Raw genomic sequence first — 17,278 nt, forward strand, 5'->3', positions numbered from 1 at the left:
ACTGCGTTCACGAACGGCTTGAGCGGCAAGCAAACCCATGACGGGCTCCCACGTGACACCCCAACAGGCTGCCGAATCCCCGGAGAAGGGACGAGGCAGCGGGATCGCCCTTCTCGTCATCTGCTCGTGCCAGTTGATGGTGGTCCTCGACATCACCATCGTGAACATCGCCCTCCCGCACATTCAGAGTTCGCTGGGCTTCTCGACCGAGAACCTCTCCTGGGTCATCAACGCCTACACCCTGACGTTCGGTGGGCTGCTTCTGCTGGGCGGGCGGCTGGGCGACATCCTCGGCCGCCGCAGAGTCTTCATGTTCGGCGTGGCCCTCTTCGTCTTCGCCTCGCTGCTCGGCGGCCTCTCCCAGGAATCGTGGCAACTGCTCGCCGCGCGTTCCCTCCAGGGCGTCGGAGGCGCGATCGCCTCGCCGACCGCGCTCTCGCTCATCACCACGACCTTCCGCGAAGGCCCGGCACGCAACCGGGCGTTCGGTGTGTTCGCGGCCGTCTCCGCGGGCGGCAGCGCCATCGGGCTGCTGGCGGGCGGGGTACTGGTGGAGTGGCTCGACTGGCGGTGGATCTTCTTCGTCAACGTCCCCATCGGCCTGCTGATCGTGCTCGCCACACCTCGCTTCATCCGGGAGTCCGAACGCCATCCAGGCCACTTCGACATCATCGGCGCGCTCACGTCGACACTCGGCATGGTGTGCCTCGTCTACGGCTTCATCCGGGCCTCCCAGGACGGCTGGAGCGACCCCCTCACGCTGGCGGCCTTCGGCGCGGCCGTGGTGCTGCTCGGCCTGTTCATCGTGATCGAGAGCCGGTCCCGGCAGCCCATCACGCCTCTGTGGATGTTCCGCGACCGCAACCGCGCCGGCACGTACGGAATGATGCTGAGCCTGGCCGCCGCGATGTTCGGGATGTTCTTCTTCCTGACCCTGTTCGTCCAGGACGTCCTCGGCTTCAGCCCGTTGAAGGCGGGGCTCGCCTTCCTGCCGGTCAGCGCCATCATCGCGGTCGGCGCCGGCTTCGCCTCGCAGCTGCTGCCCAAGTGGGGGCCCAAGCCCTTCATGGTGACGGGCGCGGTCCTGGCGGCCCTGGGCCTGGGCTGGCTGACGCAGACCGACGTGGACAGTTCGTACCTGGGCAGTCTCCTGGGCCCGGTGCTGGTGTTCGGCCTCGGCATGGGACTGCAGTTCGTGTCGCTGACCCTGATGGCCGTTTCGGGGGTGGCCCCGAAGGAAGCCGGTGCGGCCTCGGGCATCCTCAACACCACGCAGCAGGTGGGCGGATCGCTCGGCCTGTCCATCCTCGTCACGGTCTTCGGTACGGCCAGCAGCAACGAGGCCACCGACCAGGTGCCGAAGTTCCTGGCGGAGGCGACACCGGCCCAGCTGGCGGAGTTCCGCTCGACCGGACAGCTGCCGGGACGATGGGGCGACCAGGTCCTGGCATCGGGTGTCTCCAGTGCCTTCGTCGTCGCCGCGGTCTTCGCCGTCGTCGCCGCGCTGATCGCCCTGTTCGTCATCCAGGTGCGTCCCTCCGACCTGGAACGTCTGCGCGGAAACGCCGCGATGCCCGGTGCGGGCGCGGCGGCGGAGCCGGTGCGGGGCGGCGCCGGGACACCGGGTGAGGACGCGCAGCCGCCGCGTGCGGGTGACCGAGACCGCCCCGGCGCACCTGAGCCATGACCTGCGGACCGTGAGCGCCGCCGGACCCCTGGCGGCCGGTCCGGCCCATGCCGCCGGGTCTCGGTTCACGGTTACGGCTGCGCAGTGTCCCCGGTCCGGCTACGGCTTCGCCGGGGCCGCGGTCTCCCGCGCCGCCGCCCCGTCCTCGCGGGCCAGCGGGCTCGGCCACCACACGCGCGGGCCGATGTCCAGGAACAGTGACGTGACCAGTACCGACCGCACGACGAACGTGTCCAGCAGCACGCCGAGCGCCACCGCGAACCCGATCTCCGCGAAGACCACGACCGGCAGGGTGCCGAGCGCCGCGAAGGTGCCCGCGAGGACCAGGCCGGCCGACGTGATCACCGCTCCGGTGGCCGCGAGTCCGGCGACCACACCTGCCCGGGTGCCCTGGAGGACCGCCTCCTCCCGGATTCTCGTCGACAGGAAGATGTTGTAGTCGATGCCGAGCGCCACCAGGAACACGAAGACGAAGAGCGGGAAGTCCGTGGACTCGCCCGCGTAGTCGAAGACGTGGCGGAAGGCCAGCGCACTGATGCCGAGCGCGGCGGCGAACGACAGCACCACTGTCGCGACCAGCAGCACAGGCGCCACCACCGCGCGCAGCAGCAGCCCCAGAATGATCAGCACCACCAGGAGTACCAGGGGAATGATCAGCAGGTTGTCGTGCCGAGTCGCGGCGTCCATGTCGATCAGGGCCGCGGTACTGCCGCCCACCTGGGCATCGGCGCCCGGAATCGCGTGCACCGCGTCACGGACCCGCTCCACCGTGTCCTTGGCCGCGTCGCTGTCCGCCGGATCCGTCATCGTCGCCTCGAAAATGACCTGGCCGTTCGCCTCCGGCCGGGCACCGGGCGGCGTGCCGACCGAACCGCGTACCACCCCCGGGGTCGTCGCCACCGTCGCACGCACCGCGGTGGCGCGGTCCGCCGCGGCGACGATCACCAGGGGATCACCGCTGCCTCCGGGGAAGTACCGGTCCTGGACCTCCTGGCCGGTGATCGAGTCCGGCTTCCCGGTGAACGAGTCGGCGTTGCTGAGACCGGAGGCGCGCAGCTGCGTCAGCCCCAGGGACAGCGCGGCCAGCACCACAGCGGTGACGATCCAGATCGTGCGGGGGCGGCGCGCCTGTCGCTCACCCATCCGCGCCCAGAAGCCGTGCTCGGTCGGCTCGGTGGAGCCGAAGTGCGGGACGACCGGCCAGAACATCCACCGGCCGAAGATCACCAGCAGCGCGGGCAGCAGCGTCATCATGGCGACCAGGGCCACGGCCACACCGATCGCGGCCACCGGCCCGAGCCCCCGGGTCGAGTTCATCTCCGCGACCAGCAGCACCAGCATGCCGAGCACCACCGTGCCGCTGCTCGCCAGCACCGCGGGCCCGGCCCGGTGCAGCGCGCGGGCCATCGCCTCGTGGCGGTCCTCGTGCAGGCGCAGCTCCTCCCGGTAGCGGGCCACGATCAGCAGGGCGTAGTCCGTGCCCGCGCCGAACACCAGCACCGTGAGGATGCCCGCGCTCTGCCCGTTCACGGTCAGGCCCGCGTGTGCCGCGAGCAGATAGATCACCGCCTGCGCGCTGAACAGCGCGGCCACGACCGCGATCACGGGCAGCAGGAGCAGCGTGGGGCTGCGGTAGGTGATCAGCAGCATGACGATCACCACGGTCAGCGCGGCGAACAGCAGCGTCGAGTCGATGCCGGAGAACGCATCGGCGGAGTCGGCCGTGACCCCGCCGGGACCGGTGACGTGCACGGCGAGACCGTCGCCGCTCTTGCCCACGACCTCCCTGATGGAGTCGACCGCGGGCCCGATCTGCTTCCAGCCCTCCGCGCCCATCGTGACGGGCACGAAGACCTGCGCGGCCGAGGGGGCGACCCTCTTGTCATAGACGGGTCCACGGGTCTGTGTGCCCCGCACGCCGTGCGCGGACAGGGTGTGCAGCTGCCGGGTGTCCTCGACGATCCGGGAGCGGTCCGCCCCGGTCAGCCCGCCCTCACGGGCGTACACGACGACCGTGGTGATGACCTCGGGCCTGAAGTCCTTCGAGCTCTCCAGGACCTGGGTGGACTCCGCGCTGCTCGGCAGCCAGGAGGTGGCGTCGTTGTCCTGGGCGTCGGTGAGTTTCTGCGCGAGCGGCGCCGCGACGACGAGGACGATCAGCCACAACACCACGACCAGCCATTTGGTGCGCCGGCCGCAGATGAGGGCGGCCACCCCCGGCCGTCGGCGCTGCTGTAGGTGCGGCATGCCACTCCCCGTACTTCGTCATGAGTGACGTCGTCATCGAGGGTGAGGGCGGCCGCCGGAGCGGCCCGCACAGCGCCGATACCGCAACGTCACCCGCTCCCAGGTTCCGTGCGGGTGACAGTAGGCGGCATGCCACGGGGTGCTCCCGCGACATGCCGCCCGGCCGCTGCCGGTCCCCGGTTGGGCTACCTCGGCGGCTGACCGCCCGGGCGGTGCGGGCCGTCGGCCCGGCCGGGGGAGCGGTCTCAGCCCTTGACCGTGAAGCCCGCGCGCAGCAGGGCCTCGTCGCGCGACGAGGGGCCGACGAGGAGCTCGAACGCGCCGGGCTCGACGATCCGACGGCCCTGCGCGTCCACGAGACTGCAGTCCGCCACCGGCAGTTCGATGACGACCTCACGCGACTCACCGGGGGCGAGCGTCACCTGACGGTAGGCCTTGAGCTCCTTCTCCGCCCAGGTCACGGACGTGACCGTGTCACTGACGTACGCCTGCACGGTCTCCCGGACCGGCCGGTCACCGGTGTTGCGCACGGTGACGCGCGCCCGCAGGGTGTCGCCCGCGCCCAGGACGTCGGTGGGCACCTCCAGGCCGGAGTAGGCGACGGTCGTGTAGCTGAGGCCCTCACCGAACACGAACGCCGGACTCTGCGTCAGATCGGCGTACCGCGTGCCGTGCTGGCCGCGCAGCTGGTTGTAGTACGTCGGCTGCTGCCCAGCGTGACGTGCGAAGGAGACGGGCAGCCGCCCCGACGGCTCGATGAGACCGAGGGCGAGTTCGGCGACGGCCCGGCCCCCGAGCATCCCGGGGTTGAAGGCGTGCACGATCGCCGCCGCACGGTGCGCGGACGGCGGCAGTACGAGCGGCTTGGAGCTGATGACCACCACGACGAACGGCTTGCCCGTCGCCGCGAGCGCGTCCAGCAGGGCGATCTGACCGCCGATCAGTTCCAGCGTCGCGGTCGACCGTCCCTCTCCGACCAGTTCGATACGGTCACCCACGACGGCGACGACATGGTCGGCGGCCTGCGCCGCGGCGACGGCCTCGGCGATCAGGGCCGCGGACGGCTCGGCCGGGACGACGATCTCGGGCCGCGGCTGTCCGTCGGGGAAGAAGGCCCCCTCGGGATCGGGCCCCACGGTGAGGATGTCGGCGCCGCGTGCATGGGTGACGGTCCAGCCGGCGGGCACCTGCTCACGGAACCCGTCCAGCACGGTACGGATCATGGCGCGCGGATGACCGTCCGGCAGCCAGTCCGCCTGACCCGAGGCACCCGCCCAGTCGCCGAGCTGGGTGTGCGGGTCGTCGGCGTTGGGGCCGATGACGGCGACGGTGCGCGGAGCGGAGCCGTCGGCGGCGAGCGCGCGGCCGTCGGTTCCGGCGTCGAATCCGCCGTCCAGCGGCAGGGTGCCGTCGTTGGTGAGCAGCACCAGCGAGCGCCGGGCGGCTTCGAGGTTCAGTTCGGCGTGGCCGGCGCTGCCGATGACCGCTGCCTGCCGGTCGCGGTCGGGGTGGCGCGGATTCTCGAACAGCCCCAGCTCGAACTTGAGCGTCAGGATGCGGGCGACCGCCGCATCGATGTCCGTCTCCTCGAGAGTGCCCGCGGCGACGGCCTCCTGCGCCCCTTCGAAGAAGTTCGGGGTCGTCATCACCATGTCGTTGCCCGCGCGGACCGCGGCGGCCGCCGCCTGCGCGTAGTCGGCGTACACGTGCTGCTCCCACACCATGCGGCCGACGTTGTCCCAGTCGGTCACGAGGGTGCCGGTGTAGCCCCACTCGCCGCGCAGCACCTCGTTCAGCAGCCAGTCGTTGACCGTGACCGGGACCCCGTCCATGGACTGGTAGCCGAGCATGAACGTGCGGCAGCCCTCCCGGGCGACCCGCTCGAACGGCGGCAGGAACCACGAGCGCAGCTTGCGGCGCGAGATGTCGGCCTCGCTGGCGTCCCGGCCGCCCTGCGTCTCGGAGTAGCCCGCGAAGTGCTTCGCGCACGCCAGGACAGCCGTGGGGTCATCGAGCCCGTCGCCCTGGTAGCCGCGCACCATCGCCGAGGCGAGCTCACCGATGAGGAACGGGTCCTCGCCGAAGGTCTCGCTGACCCGGCCCCATCGCAGGTCCCGGGTGATGCACAGGACGGGTGAGAACGTCCAGTGGACGCCGGTCGCCGCGACCTCGACGGCCGTCGCGCGCGCGATGCGCTCCACGAGCTCCGGGTCCCAGGTGGCGGCCATGCCGAGCTGGGTGGGGTAGATCGTGGCACCCTCCCAGAACGAGTGACCGTGGATGCAGTCCTCCGCCACGAGCAGCGGGATCCGCAGCCGGGTCCGTCCGGTGAGCGCCGCCGCCTCCAGGACGCGGTCGGGGGAGGCGTGCAGGATCGATCCCGCGTGCATGTCCTCGATGAGGTGCCGCACCCCGTCCTTCGCGTTCAGCTGGAGCATCTGGCCGACCTTCTCGGGCAGCGTCATCCGGCCGACGAGGTCGGCGACGCGCTCCGGGACGGACAGTGCGGGGTCGAGGTAGGGCGGGGAGGAGCCCACGGGAGTTCCTTTCACAGCGTCGGCGGGATGGCGCGGCACGGTACGGCTCAGCCGCTGGGATCCACCGTACGCTGAATCCCGACCGGGTGGTAAGTATGTGAGTGTGCGACGGTACGCAGAGGTGCCGTCCGACGTGACCGGGAGAGTGGCGAGTGACGGGTGAGGTACGTCGTGGCTATGCGAAGGGCCGCGCCAAGCGCGAGGAGATCCTCGACCAGGCCATGGCTCTGTTCGGAGAGGTCGGCTACCGGGGTGCCTCGCTGCGCGTGATCGCCAACCGCTGCGGCATCTCGCACCCGGGCCTGTTGCACCATTTCCCCACGAAGGGGGCGCTGCTGTTCGCGGTGCTCGAACACCGCGACGAGGTGGACGGGGAGTTGTTCTCCGTCGGTGATCCCAAGGGCGTGGACTGCCTGCGCCGGCTGGTCGACCTTGCCGTGCTGAACGCCGAACGGCGGGGAATCGTCGAACTGTTCTCCGTACTCGCCGCCGAGGCCACCTCTGTCGAGCACCCGGCTCACGCCTATTTCGTCGAGCGGTACCGCGACTTGGTCCTGAGTACCGCGGTCTCGTACACGCAAGCCCGTGACGAGGGGGCTCTGCGGGACGGGATCGACCCCGACGAGGCGGCGCAGCAACTGATCGCGCTGATGGACGGACTCCAGACGCAGTGGCTCCTCAGCGGCTGCACGACCGACATGGCGGGTGTGATGCGTGCTCACCTGCAGGCGCAGCTGACCGTGCCGCTCTGAGCGGCGGCGGGGATGGGCGCGGACGGTTCGAGTGTCCGGAATCCATCCATCCGGATGGGGAGGGCCGGCCGTGTGGCGCCGGACCTCTTTACGGCCTTGTCATGTGCCGGTAACTTCCCAACTGCAAGAGATTGCAGCAATATTCCGGCTGGAGTTACAGGCGGGAATCATCCCCATTCGCTTGAACCTTGAGGCGCGTCAGGGTTTCCGGCGGGACGGCGCAGGTCCCCCATTCCTGTGCCCTGGACGCCACGGCTTCGCCGTCGCCGTGGCCCTTCCCTGGAGACACCGATGAAACGCACCCCTCACCGGCTGCTGAGACGCCTCCTGGCGGCAGCCACGGCTGCGGCCGCAGTGCTCGGACTGCTCGTCGCGCTGCCCCGCGACAACGGCTTCGACACGGCGCCCGTCGCCGCGTCCCAGGCCTCCACGACCGTCTTCTACTACACCAAGACGAAGAACTGGGCCGCGTACAACCTTCATTACGCGACGGACGGCGGTTCCTGGACCGCGGTGCCCGGTGTGGCGATGGAGGCCGCCTGTACCGACTGGGTCAAGAAGACGGTCGGCCTCGGCACCGCGCAGGGGCTTCAGGCAACCTTCAACAACGGCTCCGGCGTCTGGGACAACAACGCCGGACAGAACTACGACCTGGGCAGCGGCAACATCACCGTCAAGGACGGGGTCGTGGCGCACAGCGACCCGTGCGAGAGCGGCACCGGTCCGGACCCGAGCCCGAGCCCGACCGACGACGGCGCGAACACCGCATCGGTCTACTACTCGACGGCCACGGTCGGCTGGACCACCACCAATCTGCACTACCAGCCCGCGGGCGGCGCCTGGACCACGGTGCCCGGCGTCGGCATGGAGCCGGCCTGCACCGGCTGGGTGAAGAAGACGGTGGGCCTCGGCGCCGCCACCTCGATGCAGGCCACGTTCAACAACGGCAACGGCGTCTGGGACAACAACAACGGCGTCAACTACACGATCCCCGCCGGTGTGAGCACCGTGAAGGACCGGGCGGTCGTCAAGGACGCGAAGGACCCGTGCGTCGCCCAGCCGCCGGACACCGAGGCACCGACCGTACCCACCGCGGTGACGGCCAGGGCCGACGGCGTCGGGGTGGTCCTGACCTGGGAACCCTCCTCGGACAACCGGAAGGTGACCAAGTATCAGGTCACCCGTACCGGGGGCACCAAGGGCGGCGTCGTCACCGATGTGAGCTCGACCGTCCTCTCCGAGTCGAACCTCGAGGAGAACACCGCCTACACCTACACCGTCAAAGCGGCGGACGCGGCGGGCAACATCTCGGCGGCCTCGGCCGCAGCGAAGGCGACCACCGGCGAGAAGCCGCCGACGGCTCCCCAGGGCACTCCGCTGGGCACCGACCCGCGCAAGGACCCGATCTACTTCGTCCTGACCGCGCGCTTCAACGACGGCGACGCGAGCAACAACCGGGGTGGCAACCAGGACGTGAAGTCCGGCAACGCCGCCAACAACGACCCCATGTTCCGGGGGGACTTCAAGGGCCTGGTCAACAAGCTCGACTACATCAAGGGGCTCGGCTTCTCGGCCGTCTGGATCACCCCGGTCGTGCTGAACCGGTCCGACTACGACTACCACGGTTACCACGGCTACGACTTCTACAAGGTCGACCCGCGCCTGGAGTCCGCCGGGGCCTCGTACCAGGACCTGATCAACGCCGCCCACGCCAAGGGCATGAAGATCTACCAGGACGTCGTCTACAACCATTCCTCGCGCTGGGGCGCCAAGGGCCTGTACACCCCGACCGTCTACGGGGTCCGGGACAGCCAGTGGAGCTGGTACTACGACGAGAAGAACGAGGGCTTCGAGTACGACGGGCTGACCGTCGACCCGAAGAGCGGCAAGTCCTACTACAACGGCGACCTGTGGTCCACGGCCGAGCCCGCGGGCAACACCTGTGTCGACTGGGGCAAGCCCACGCAGTACACCTCGCCGGAGGGCTACCGGATCTACAACTGCCAGTGGCCCAACCCGACATCGGGGATGTTCCCGAAGGAGTACTACCACAACTGCTGGCTGGGGAACTGGGAGGGCGAGGACTCCAGGTCCTGCTGGCTGCACGAGGACCTGGCCGACTTCAACACCGAGTCCGCACCGGTGCAGAACTATCTGATCGGCGCGTACGACAAGTACATCGACATGGGCGTCGACGGCTTCCGCATCGACACGGCCGTCCACATCCCGCGCACGACGTGGAACCGCCGCTTCCTGCCCGCGATCCAGGAACGCGTCACCCAGCGGTTCGGTGCCGAGGCCGCGAAGAACTTCCTCGTCTTCGGCGAGGTCGGAGCATTCGTCAACGACAAGTGGAACCGCGGCTCGGTCAACCACTCGGCGCAGTTCTTCACCTGGAAGGAACGCAAGGAGTACGACGCCGACGACACCAAGGCCGCCCTGGAGATGTACACCTACGAGGAGCAGCTCGGCACCGGGTCACAGCCCACGTCCACCAACGCGTTCCTGGACGGCAACGCCTACCACGCACCCGACCACAGCCGGTTCTCCGGCATGAACATCATCGACATGCGCATGCACATGAACTTCGGTGATGCCACGAACGCCTACAACAACGGCAAGGACTCCGACGACTCGACGAATGACGCCACCTACAACGTCGTCTACGTCGACTCCCACGACTACGGCCCCAACAAGAGCAGCGAGCGCTACGCGGGCGGCACCGACGCCTGGGCCGAGAACATGTCCCTGATGTGGACCTTCCGCGGCATCCCCACCCTGTACTACGGATCTGAGATCGAGTTCCAGGCCGGCAAGAAGATCGACTGCGGGCCCACCTGCCCGCTCGCCACCACCGGCCGGGCCTACTACGGCGACCACCTCGCCGGGAACGTCACGGCCTCGGAGTTCTCCAAGGTCGACTCCGCCACCGGTGAGGTGGCCAACACCCTGGCCCAGCCCCTGGTCAAGCACGTCCAGCGGCTCAACGAGATCCGCCGGGCGGTGCCAGCCCTGCAGATGGGCCAGTACTCCACGGAGGGCATCACCGGTCAGATGGCGTACAAGCGGCGCTACACCAGCGGGACGACGGACAGCTTCGCGCTCGTCACCGTCACGGGTGGTGCCTCGTACACGGGGATCCCCAACGGCACGTACAGGGACGCCGTCACCGGCGACACGCGGGTCGTCACCGACGGAAAGCTCACCGTCGACGCCCCGGGCAAGGGCAACATGCGCGTCTACGTCCTGAACGGACCCGGCAGGATCGGCGCCGCGGGTCCTTACCTGAAGTAGCGGAGCGGCAGCGGCATCCGAGCCGCAGCGCAGGAGCCCCGGCGGGACGAGGATCTCGTTCCGCCGGGGCTCCCACGCGAGGTCCCGGACCCCTCGGAAGGAGGGTCCGGGAATGCTACGAGCCGCCGTCCGCCGCCAGCAGGGCCTCGCGTCCGATCATGGCGGTCGAGCCGGGAGCCGTACAGGCGTAGGCACCCGCCACCGCTCCCAGACGGGCGGACTCGAGGGCGTCGCGGCCGTGGAGCCTTCCGTACAGGAAGCCGGTGACGAACGCGTCGCCCGCGCCATTGCTGTCCACCACCGGCGCCGGCGGCACCGTCGCCGGGACATGACGCGGCTCGGGGCCGCCGTCACGGGTGAGGACGTGGGAGCCCTCCGCGCCCGCCGTGGCGACCACTGTCCCGGCGCGGCCCTCGCCCAGGATCTCCCGCATCAGCGCCGGCGTACGGTCACCCGTGGCCGCCGCGCTGAAGAAGACGAGATCGGAACGCAGGGCGAACTCCCTCTGGTGGTCGCTCAGTCCGTCCCAGTCGTGCAGATCGGTGGAGACGGGGACGCCCAGGGCCTCGATGTCGTCGTAGAGGAAGCGCGTGAAGTTCATGATGGACAGATGGACGTGGCGGGTGCGCCGCAGCCGGGGGAGGTAGAAGTCCCGCGGCATCCGCAGATCCTCGGGGTCGCGGGCGTCGTAGAACGACATCCGCCGGCCCGTCGCGTCCACCAGGTTCACCGCACGGCGGGTGCCCGCCGCCGAGATCAGCGGGTGGAACTCCACGTCGCCCTTGGCCAGCCGCTCGCGTACCTGGGCACCGGTCCGGTCGTCGCCGATGCAGTCGAGCAGCGCGACATCCAGCCCGAGCGCCCGGGCGCCGAGAGCCACATTGCCCCCGGTGTGGCCGGGCCACTCCTCGATCGGACCGACCATGACCGAATCGGCGAGCGGGACCGGCAGTGAGCCGACGCGGACGATCGTGTCCACTCCGCTGCCGCCGACCACCAAGACGTCGTACCGCGTTTGTTGTTGTACCACTGTGCCGCCTCTCCGTACCCGCCACGGCCAGTATGGACGACGCCTCTGTGGCGCTGAGGAGGTGTGCCCCGGAGTGACGCCCCGGAGTGGCGCCCTCGAAGTCGCTCCCCGGAGTTGCGCCCCCGGGCACTGTCACGGCCCGAAGCCGCCGGCGTGCCGGGCAGTCCTCCGCTGGTTATGCTCGGGCAGGGGCCGATGACCTGATCCATGGAGGCTCCCATGCTGCCGCTGCCCGAACTGCGCGATATTCCGCCCCGCCTCGCCACCGGCGCGTTCATCCTCAACTCCGGCGTGGGCAAGCTCAAGGCCGACGAGGCGACCGCCCAGGCCCTGCACGGCATGGCCTGCACCGCCTATCCATTCCTCAAGAAGATCGAACCCGATTCGTTCACCCGGTTGCTCGCCTGGTCGGAGATCGCGGTCGGCAGCACCCTGCTGGCCCCCTTCGTGCCGACCCGCCTCGCCGGACTCGCCCTCACCGGGTTCTCCGGCGGGCTCCTCGGCCTGTATCTGCGGGTGCCCGGAATGCGCGAGCCGGGCAGTCTGCGCCCGAGCCAGAACGGCGTACCGCTGGCCAAGGACTCCTGGATGTTCGGTATCGGCCTGGGCTTCCTGGGCGCCGGGACACACCGGAGCGGCGCGGCGGCGAGCCGGTGCCGGCGGCGCCGCAGGTGCGTGCGTGCGCTGACCTACGCGGCGGCGCACATGAGGTAGGGGCAGCCACCGTTCTCGGCTGGCCGCCGCTACTCCCCGTCAGCCGCGGACGCGGGCCATCAGCAGGGCCACGTCGTCGTGGCCGTGGGGGTCCCGCAGTTCGCGCAGCAGCCGGTCGCAGGACGCCTCCAGCGACGCGTCCGGCTCACGGAGCAGCGCGAGGAGGGCGTCCAGCCGGGTGTCGATGTCGGTGTCGCGGGTCTCCACCAGCCCATCGGTGTACATAACCAGCCGGTCACCCGGCCCGAGGGCGACCGTGACGTCGCTGAAGGGCACACCGCCCACGCCCAGCGGCGCCCCGGGGGGCAGCTCGAGCAGTCTCGGCCGGCCCCCGTCGGGGATCAGCACCGGCGGAAGGTGTCCGGCGGTGCTCACACGGCACCGGCCGGGCCCCGGGTCGTGGACGGCGTAGACACAGGTGGCGAACGACGGGTCCAGATCGGCGGTGATCTCGTCGAGGTGCCCGAGCACTTGTGCGGGCTGAAGATCCAGCCTGGACAGCGTCTGCGTGGCGGTACGCAGACGCCCCATCGTGGTGGCCGCGTTGATGCCGCTGCCCATCACATCGCCCACCACCAGCGCGGTCCTTCCGCCCCGGAGCGCGATGACGTCGAACCAGTCCCCGCCGACCTCGTAGCGGGCGGCGGCCGGCTGGTAGCGGGACGCCACTTCGAGGGCCACCGGATGGTGGTGGTCGCGCGGCAGCATGCTGCGCTGAAGGGTGAGCGCGGTCTCCCGCTGCTGGCGGTAGAGCCGCGCGTTGTCGATACAGACCGCCGCACGCGCGGCGAGCTCGACGGCCAGCACCTCGTCGTACTCGGTGAACGGCAGCGGATTGTCCGTGCGGATGAGGTCGAGCGCGCCCAGGACCTCGCCCCGGGCGATCAGCGGCACCGCCAGATAGGAATGGGCACCGGCCTTGGCCAGCAGCGCCGCGGAACGGGCGTCGCGGGCGATCTGCGAGAGCTTATCCGCGTCGAGATACGGCTCCCGGACCGGCCTGGCGGTACGCACACAGCGGGTGATCAGCCGGTCGGCGCCGTACTGGGCGGCGTGGCCCGGGGGATCGGCCGCCTCCACGACAGGGGTCGGCCGCGCGGCGACGACGGCCAGCGCCTGGATGAGGACCGGGCCCTCGGTCAGGCCGGGGCGCCCCTTCAGCACACTGTCCAGGACATCGACCGCGGCGACGTCGGCGAGCTCCGGCACCGTGACCTCGGCCAGCTCCCGGGCCGTCTGTTCCAGGTCCAGGGTGGTGCCGATGCGTACGGACGCGTCGGCGACCAGCGCCAGGTGGTGCCGGGCCCGTTCCGCCTCGGCGGCTGCCCGGTACTGATCGGTCACATCGATCAGCGACACGGCGATCCCCAGCACCCGGCCCCCGGAGTCGTCCAGCCGGTACAGGGACACCGACCAGGCGCGGTCGGTGTCCGGGTCAGCAGCTGTACGGCCCTCCACCTCGTGCGACACCTGCGGCACCCCGCTCGCCAGGACCTCGCGCATCGCCGCCTCGATGACGTCCGAGTCCAGGAACGGCAGCGCCTCTCCCACCCGGCGGCCCAGGTGTCCGGCGGCGCTCAGCCCGTCCATCCGCTCCAGTGCGGGATTGGCCGCCAGATAGCGCAGGTCGCTGCCCAGGACCGCCAGACCGATCGGTGACTGGTCGACCAGCCGCACGGAGAGCGCGAGATCGCGCTCCACCTGGCGCACCGTCGCCTCGTCCGCCGAGAGCCCCAGCGCGTAGAACTCACCGCGGTCGTCCTGCAACCGCATGTTGCGGAACTCCAGCAGCCGGGTCGTGCCGTCCTTGTGCCGTACGGGGAAGACACCCGCCCACACCTCGCCGCTGCGCATCACCTCGGTGAACAGCCTCAGCACCAGTTCGAAGTGATCCTCGTCGACCAGGACCTGGGCGGCGAACCGGCCCAGCGCCTCCTCGGGGGCGTAACCCAGCAGCTGCTCCGCCTGCGGGCTCCACAGCACGATGCGGCCCTCGGTGTCCAGCATCATCGCCGCCACTCCGAGGACGTCCAGCAGGCCCCCCTCGGGCGAACGGTGCACGCCTTCGCGGCGTGCTTCGCCCCAGCCGGTACGCATGTCATCACTGCCGCCCACGGACGATCCTTCCCCTGCCGTCACCGTGCCCGGACGTGGGTCCGCTGTCTCCCATGGTCGCCCCGGACCCGCCGCCCGCGCAGCTCCTGCGGGCACGGAAAAGGTGGTGCGGGGGTTTTCGGCGGCCGTCCCACGACGGGCCGGGACGGGGGTGAGGGCGGCGTCACACCGCCGACGACCCCATCACGTGGTCTTCCGGCGTCGGACGGGTACAGGATGAAGCATGGACACCACGGCTTGGATCGTCGTCGCAGCAGTGCTCGTGCTGCTCACCGTCGGTGTCGCCGGCATCCTCCTGGTGCGGGTCTTCCGGGCCAGGAAGCTGCTGGTCGACGCCGGAATCCCGCTGCACAACAAGGCGCTGGTCTGGGCGGCCGTGCTCTACACCGTCTCGCCCGTGGACCTGCTGCCGGACCCCGTCTACCTGGATGACATCGGGTTCCTGCTGCTGGCCCTGCGCTCGCTGCACGCCGCCGCACGCGCCGCCGGGGTGGGCGGCCGCGAGGAGGGGACGGCGGAGGCCGGACGCCTCGTGCCGTAGGGCCGGACAGGCGGGGCGGCTGCGTCCGGCAAGGGTCGCCGGCGGAACCCGGAGAACAGAACGTGTCACGCTCGTTGACACCTGAACGATCAGACGCCACTCTCCTGGGAGAGCGCTCTCCCATTCGGTTACGGGACAACCGGTCCCTCACTCTTCTGCCAGGAGAGAATGTGCACAGAGCTTGCGCAGCCCTGCCCGCGAGACCACGAACGGGCACGCTGCTGATCACTCTTCTAGCCCTTCTCGCGTCGTCGCTCGTGATGCTGACGGCGTCCTCCGCCCGGGCCGCCGAATCCCTGCTGTCGCAGGGAAGGCCCGCGACCGACTCGTCCCACGAGGGAGACGGCTACGCGGCGTCCGCCGCCGTGGACGGAAACCTGACCGGCACCCGCTGGGCCAGCGAATGGCGCGACCCGCAGTGGATCCAGGTGGATCTGGGTGCCACCGCCGAGCTGAGCAGGGTCGTGCTGACCTGGGAGTCCGCGTACGGCAAGGCGTACGAGATCCAGGCCTCCGACAACGGATCCGACTGGCGCACCCTCAAGGCCGTCACCGACGGCGACGGCGGCACGGACGAGCTGGCCGTCACCGGCTCCGGACGGTACGTCAGGATGTACGGAACCGCCCGCCCCGGCGGATACGGCTACTCCCTCTGGGAGTTCCAGGTGTACGGCACCACCGGAACGCCCCCGGCCACCGGAGGCGCCGTCCGCGTCACCGGCTCGCAGGGCAACTGGCAGCTGACCGTCGACGGCAAGCCCTACCAGGTGAAGGGCCTGACCTGGGGTCCGTCCGTCGCCGATGCGGGGCGCTACCTGCCCGACCTGAAGTCGATGGGCGTCAACACCATCCGCACCTGGGGGACCGACGGCTCCTCCAAGCCGCTGCTGGACGAGGCGGCGGCCAACGGGATCCGGGTGGTCAGCGGGTTCTGGCTGCAGCCGGGCGGCGGTCCCGGCAGCGGCGGCTGCGTCAACTACCTCACGGACGACGCGTACAAGTCCTCCTCGCTCACCGAGTTCGCCAAATGGGTCGAGACCTACCGCAACCACCCCGGCGTGCTCATGTGGAACGTGGGCAACGAGTCCGTCCTCGGCCTGCAGAACTGCTACGGCGGTGATGAGCTGGAGAAGCAGCGCAACGCGTACACCACCTTCGTCAACGACGTGGCGAAGAAGATCCACAGCATCGACCCCAACCATCCGGTGACCTCCACCGACGCCTGGACCGGCGCCTGGCCGTACTACAAGCGCAACGCCCCCGACCTGGATCTGTACTCGGTCAACTCCTACGGCGACATCTGCGGGGTCCGAGGCGCCTGGGAGTCCGGCGGCTACAACAAGCCCTACATCATCACCGAGGGCGGCCCGGCCGGTGAGTGGGAGGTCCCCGACGACGCCAACGGCGTCCCGGACGAGCCGACCGACGTGCAGAAGGCCGAGGGGTACACCAAGGCCTGGAACTGCATCACCGCCCACCAGGGCGTCGCACTGGGCGCCACGCTCTTCCACTACGGAACCGAGCACGACTTCGGCGGCATCTGGTTCAACGTGGTGCCCGACGGCAAGAAGCGGCTGTCGTACTACGCGCTGAAGAAGGCGTTCACGGGCTCCACCGCCGGGGACAACACCCCGCCCGTCATCAGCGGGATGACGGTCCAGAACGCCAACGGGGCCGCCGCGGGCAAGGAGTTCACCGTCGGCGCCGACATCCGCGACCCGGACAGCGACACCCTGACGTACAGGATCTATCTGAGCGGCAACTACGCCACCGGTGACAAGGCCCTCGTCGAGGCCGCCTGGCGGTCCACCGGCAACGGCACCTTCGCGGTGAAGGCGCCGGAGCGGCTCGGGGTGTGGAAGGTCTACATCCAGGCCGAGGACGGGCACGGCAACGCGGGCATCGAGACCAAGTCCGTGAAGGTCGTCGTCCCCCCGGTCGCCGGCACCAATCTGGCCCTCGGACGTCCGGCCACCGCCACCTCCGCGCAGGCAGGCAGCACCGGCTGCCCCTGCACCGCCGCGATGGCGGTCGACGGCAAGGCGGACACCCGCTGGGCCAGCGACTGGAGCGACCCCCAGTCGATCCAGGTCGACCTCGGCGAACGGAAGTCCTTCCGCCATATCCAGCTGGTCTGGGACCCTGCGTACGCCAAGGCGTACGAGGTACTGGTCTCGGACGACGCCACCACCTGGCGCCCGGTGTACTCCACCACCAGCGGCAACGGTGACGCCGACGACCTCGACCTCGTGCAGAGCGCACGGTACGTGAAGCTCAACCTCACGCAGCGGGGCACGGCTTGGGGCTACTCCCTCTGGGAATTCGGCGTCTACAGCTGATCACCGGGCGGCGCCGGTGCGG

At 70.1% G+C, this 17,278-nt stretch carries 10 protein-coding genes; 6 read left to right on the forward strand and 4 right to left on the reverse strand.

The window, feature by feature from the left end; all coding sequences use genetic code 11:
* Positions 1–37 precede the first annotated feature (37 nt).
* Entirely contained in the window at positions 38–1,687 is a 1,650-nt protein-coding gene (locus OG782_RS35365; RefSeq protein WP_406458151.1) for an MFS transporter, read from the forward strand.
* A 99-nt stretch (positions 1,688–1,786) separates the two neighbouring features.
* Here the strand turns inward: OG782_RS35365 and OG782_RS35370 are convergent, their stop codons facing one another.
* Together OG782_RS35370 and OG782_RS35375 are read right to left on the reverse strand one after the other, a co-directional pair.
* The gene (locus tag OG782_RS35370; RefSeq protein WP_406458153.1) at positions 1,787–3,934 is read right to left on the reverse strand and encodes an MMPL family transporter; all 2,148 of its coding nucleotides are present in this window, start codon (positions 3,932–3,934) and stop codon (positions 1,787–1,789) included.
* A 245-nt stretch (positions 3,935–4,179) separates the two neighbouring features.
* Positions 4,180–6,471 (reverse strand): glycoside hydrolase family 3 N-terminal domain-containing protein, encoded by a 2,292-nt coding sequence (locus OG782_RS35375; protein ID WP_406458155.1) that lies wholly within the window; start codon positions 6,469–6,471, stop codon positions 4,180–4,182.
* Positions 6,472–6,623: 152 nt separating this feature from the next.
* On the opposite strand from OG782_RS35375, the gene OG782_RS35380 reads away from it, so the two are divergent.
* Both OG782_RS35380 and OG782_RS35385 read left to right on the forward strand, forming a co-directional pair.
* On the forward strand, positions 6,624–7,223 hold the full coding sequence (locus OG782_RS35380; protein WP_406458157.1) for a TetR/AcrR family transcriptional regulator: 600 nt from the start codon (positions 6,624–6,626) through the stop codon (positions 7,221–7,223).
* A gap of 291 nt (positions 7,224–7,514) precedes the next feature.
* On the forward strand, positions 7,515–10,517 hold the full coding sequence (locus tag OG782_RS35385; RefSeq protein ID WP_406458159.1) for a carbohydrate binding domain-containing protein: 3,003 nt from the start codon (positions 7,515–7,517) through the stop codon (positions 10,515–10,517).
* A 115-nt stretch (positions 10,518–10,632) separates the two neighbouring features.
* Here OG782_RS35385 and OG782_RS35390 read toward each other — a convergent pair whose 3' ends face one another.
* The gene (locus tag OG782_RS35390) at positions 10,633–11,517 is read right to left on the reverse strand and encodes a carbohydrate kinase family protein (RefSeq protein WP_406459441.1); all 885 of its coding nucleotides are present in this window, start codon (positions 11,515–11,517) and stop codon (positions 10,633–10,635) included.
* Positions 11,518–11,766: 249 nt separating this feature from the next.
* On the opposite strand from OG782_RS35390, the gene OG782_RS35395 reads away from it, so the two are divergent.
* Positions 11,767–12,261 (forward strand): hypothetical protein, encoded by a 495-nt coding sequence (locus OG782_RS35395; RefSeq protein ID WP_406458161.1) that lies wholly within the window; start codon positions 11,767–11,769, stop codon positions 12,259–12,261.
* Between the two features lie 39 nt (positions 12,262–12,300).
* Here OG782_RS35395 and OG782_RS35400 read toward each other — a convergent pair whose 3' ends face one another.
* Entirely contained in the window at positions 12,301–14,358 is a 2,058-nt protein-coding gene (locus tag OG782_RS35400; RefSeq protein ID WP_406459443.1) for a SpoIIE family protein phosphatase, read from the reverse strand.
* 241 nt (positions 14,359–14,599) lie between these two features.
* On the opposite strand from OG782_RS35400, the gene OG782_RS35405 reads away from it, so the two are divergent.
* Positions 14,600–14,917 carry a YkvA family protein gene (locus OG782_RS35405; protein ID WP_406458163.1) on the forward strand — a complete coding sequence of 106 codons (318 nt, stop codon included), beginning with the start codon at positions 14,600–14,602 and terminating at the stop codon, positions 14,915–14,917.
* Positions 14,918–15,087: 170 nt separating this feature from the next.
* The gene (locus tag OG782_RS35410; RefSeq protein WP_406458165.1) at positions 15,088–17,256 is read left to right on the forward strand and encodes a discoidin domain-containing protein; all 2,169 of its coding nucleotides are present in this window, start codon (positions 15,088–15,090) and stop codon (positions 17,254–17,256) included.
* The last annotated feature ends 22 nt before the right edge of the window (positions 17,257–17,278 follow it).

Source organism: Streptomyces sp. NBC_00876 (genome assembly GCF_045207435.1).
Classification (GTDB): domain Bacteria; phylum Actinomycetota; class Actinomycetes; order Streptomycetales; family Streptomycetaceae; genus Streptomyces.

Excerpts from the sequence above, each read along its gene's own strand:
- OG782_RS35365 (WP_406458151.1), top strand. The coding sequence starts at position 38 with ATGACGGGCTCCCACGTGACACCCCAACAGGCTGCCGAATCCCCGGAG.
- OG782_RS35370 (WP_406458153.1), bottom strand. The coding sequence starts at position 3,934 with ATGCCGCACCTACAGCAGCGCCGACGGCCGGGGGTGGCCGCCCTCATC.
- OG782_RS35385 (WP_406458159.1), top strand. The coding sequence starts at position 7,515 with ATGAAACGCACCCCTCACCGGCTGCTGAGACGCCTCCTGGCGGCAGCC.
- OG782_RS35395 (WP_406458161.1), top strand. The coding sequence starts at position 11,767 with ATGCTGCCGCTGCCCGAACTGCGCGATATTCCGCCCCGCCTCGCCACC.
- OG782_RS35400 (WP_406459443.1), bottom strand. The coding sequence starts at position 14,358 with ATGCGTACCGGCTGGGGCGAAGCACGCCGCGAAGGCGTGCACCGTTCG.
- OG782_RS35405 (WP_406458163.1), top strand. The coding sequence starts at position 14,600 with ATGGACACCACGGCTTGGATCGTCGTCGCAGCAGTGCTCGTGCTGCTC.